We start from the raw sequence: 3,410 nt of genomic DNA, 5'->3' as shown, positions 1-3,410 counted from the left end.
GGATGTTATGTACGGCGGTGTCCTACTCTCCCACACCCTGTCGAGTGCAGTACCATCGGCGCTGGAGGGCTTAGCTTCCGGGTTCGGAATGGGACCGGGCGTTTCCCCTCCGCTATGGCCGCCGTAACTCTGTGAAACTGTCACACACGGATCAGAGAAAAACCAAACCGGTTTCTCGATCCGATACAACATGTGTGTTGTTTCAGATACCGCACAGTGGACGCGTAGCTTCTTTGTGGTAAGTCCTCGGCCTATTAGTACCAGTCACCTGCACACGTTACCGTGCTTCCAGTTCTGGCCTATCAACCCGGTGGTCTGCCGGGGGCCTTACCCCCTCGAGGGGGTGAGAAACCTCATCTTGGAACAGGCTTCCCGCTTAGATGCTTTCAGCGGTTATCCCTTCCGAACGTAGCTAACCAGCAGTGCCCTTGGCAGGACAACTGGCACACCAGAGGTTCGTCCGTCCCGGTCCTCTCGTACTAGGGACAGCCTTCCTCAAGTTTCTAACGCGCGCGGCGGATAGAGACCGAACTGTCTCACGACGTTCTAAACCCAGCTCGCGTGCCGCTTTAATGGGCGAACAGCCCAACCCTTGGGACCTACTCCAGCCCCAGGATGCGACGAGCCGACATCGAGGTGCCAAACCATCCCGTCGATATGGACTCTTGGGGAAGATCAGCCTGTTATCCCCGGGGTACCTTTTATCCGTTGAGCGACACCGCTTCCACATGCCGGTGCCGGATCACTAGTCCCGACTTTCGTCCCTGCTCGACCTGTCAGTCTCACAGTCAAGCTCCCTTGTGCACTTGCACTCAACACCTGATTGCCAACCAGGCTGAGGGAACCTTTGGGCGCCTCCGTTACATTTTGGGAGGCAACCGCCCCAGTTAAACTACCCACCAGGCACTGTCCCTGAACCAGATCATGGTCCGAGGTTAGATGTCCAATACGATCAGAGTGGTATTTCAACAACGACTCCACGAACACTGGCGTGCCCGCTTCACAGTCTCCCACCTATCCTACACAAACCGAACCGAACACCAATACCAAGCTATAGTGAAGGTCCCGGGGTCTTTTCGTCCTGCCGCGCGTAACGAGCATCTTTACTCGTAATGCAATTTCGCCGAGTCTATGGTTGAGACAGCTGAGAAGTCGTTACGCCATTCGTGCAGGTCGGAACTTACCCGACAAGGAATTTCGCTACCTTAGGATGGTTATAGTTACCACCGCCGTTTACTGGGGCTTAAATTCTCAGCTTCGCTCCGAAGAGCTAACCGGTCCTCTTAACCTTCCAGCACCGGGCAGGCGTCAGTCCGTATACATCGTCTTACGACTTCGCACGGACCTGTGTTTTTAGTAAACAGTCGCTTCTCACTGGTCTCTGCGACCCCCACCAGCTCACCAAGCAAGTTGGATCACCAGCAGAGGTCCCCCTTCTCCCGAAGTTACGGGGGCATTTTGCCGAGTTCCTTAACCATAGTTATCTCGATCGCCTTGGTATTCTCTACCTGACCACCTGTGTCGGTTTGGGGTACGGGCCGTGTGAAAACTCGCTAGAGGCTTTTCTCGGCAGCATAGGATCACTGAATTCGCCTCAATCGGCTACGCATCACGTCTCAGGATATGTGCGACCCGGATTTGCCTAGGCCACTCCCTACACGCTTACACCAGTATTACCACTGACTGGCCCAGCTACCTTCCTGCGTCACCCCATCGCTTGGCTACTACCAGCTCGGATCACGCGCATCCCCCGACCCGGGCACCCGAAGGTGCTTAGGCCGGCTTCAGGGCGCTTAGCATCACTGATTCACCATTGACGCGTTCACACGGGTACGGGAATATCAACCCGTTGTCCATCGGCTACGCCTGTCGGCCTCGTCTTAGGTCCCGACTCACCCTGGGCGGATTAACCTGGCCCAGGAACCCTTGGTCATTCGGCGGACAAGTTTCTCACTTGTCTTTCGCTACTCATGCCTGCATTCTCACTCGTGCAGCCTCCACACCTGGATCACTCCGGCGCTTCCATGGCTGCACGACGCTCCCCTACCCATCCACACACCTGGCTCGTCCTCCGTAGAAAACGAGCGGGCTTATGTGAATGCCGCGGCTTCGGTGGTGTACTTGAGCCCCGCTACATTGTCGGCGCAGGATCACTTGACCAGTGAGCTATTACGCACTCTTTCAAGGGTGGCTGCTTCTAAGCCAACCTCCTGGTTGTCTTCGCGACCCCACATCCTTTTCCACTTAGTACACGCTTAGGGACCTTAGCCGGCGATCTGGGCTGTTTCCCTCTCGACTACGAAGCTTATCCCCCGCAGTCTCACTGCCGCGCTCTCACTCACCGGCATTCGGAGTTTGGCTGATTTCGGTAAGCTTGTGGGCCCCCTAGACCATCCAGTAGCTCTACCTCCGGTGAGAAACACGCGACGCTGCACCTAAATGCATTTCGGGGAGAACCAGCTATCACGGAGTTTGATTGGCCTTTCACCCCTACCCACAGCTCATCCCCTCAGTTTTCAACCTAAGTGGGTTCGGGCCTCCACGACGTCTTACCGTCGCTTCACCCTGGCCATGGGTAGATCACTCCGCTTCGGGTCTAGAACATGCCACTAAAACGCCCTATTCGGACTCGCTTTCGCTACGGCTACCCCACACGGGTTAACCTCGCGACATGCCACTAACTCGCAGGCTCATTCTTCAAAAGGCACGCCATCACCCCCCACCCGAAGGTGCAAAGGCTCTGACGGATTGTAAGCGCACGGTTTCAGGTACTATTTCACTCCCCTCCCGGGGTACTTTTCACCTTTCCCTCACGGTACTAGTCCGCTATCGGTCACCAGGGAGTATTCAGGCTTATCGGGTGGTCCCGACAGATTCACAGCAGATTTCACGGGCCCGCTGCTACTTGGGTGTTCACTACGACAGTCACCATGTTTTCGTCTACGGGACTCTCACCCTCTACGACAGGCCGTTCCAGACCACTTCGACTAACACGATGATTTTTTACTGTCGGCCGATCCGGCAGAATCGACAAAATGAATCCCACAACCCCACGCACACAACCCCTGCCGGGTATCACATGTACATGGTTTGGCCTCTTCCGCTTTCGCTCGCCACTACTCACGGAATCACGGTTGTTTTCTCTTCCTGTGGGTACTGAGATGTTTCACTTCCCCACGTTCCCTCCACACACCCTATATATTCAGGTGCGGGTAACACGACATCACTCGTGCTGGGTTTCCCCATTCGGAAATCCTCGGATCTCAGCTCGGTTGACAGCTCCCCGAGGCTTATCGCAGCCTCCTACGTCCTTCATCGGCTCCTGGTGCCAAGGCATCCACCGTACGCTCTTCATTACTTACAACAAAGATGCTCGCGTCCACTGTGCAGTTCTCAAACAACACACAAAC

General features: G+C 55.6%; 2 rRNA genes. Both read right to left on the bottom strand.

The window, feature by feature from the left end:
• Window positions 1-9 precede the first annotated feature (9 nt).
• A 5S ribosomal RNA gene (rrf, locus tag ACWEPG_RS28350) occupies window positions 10-126 on the bottom strand.
• A 108-nt stretch (window positions 127-234) separates the two neighbouring features.
• Window positions 235-3,364, bottom strand: a 23S ribosomal RNA gene (locus tag ACWEPG_RS28345).
• Window positions 3,365-3,410 lie beyond the last annotated feature (46 nt).

This window comes from Rhodococcus sp. NPDC004095 (assembly GCF_053604015.1).
Note: the sequence above shows the minus strand (reverse complement) of the source record. Positions and strands in the feature narration are given on the sequence as shown.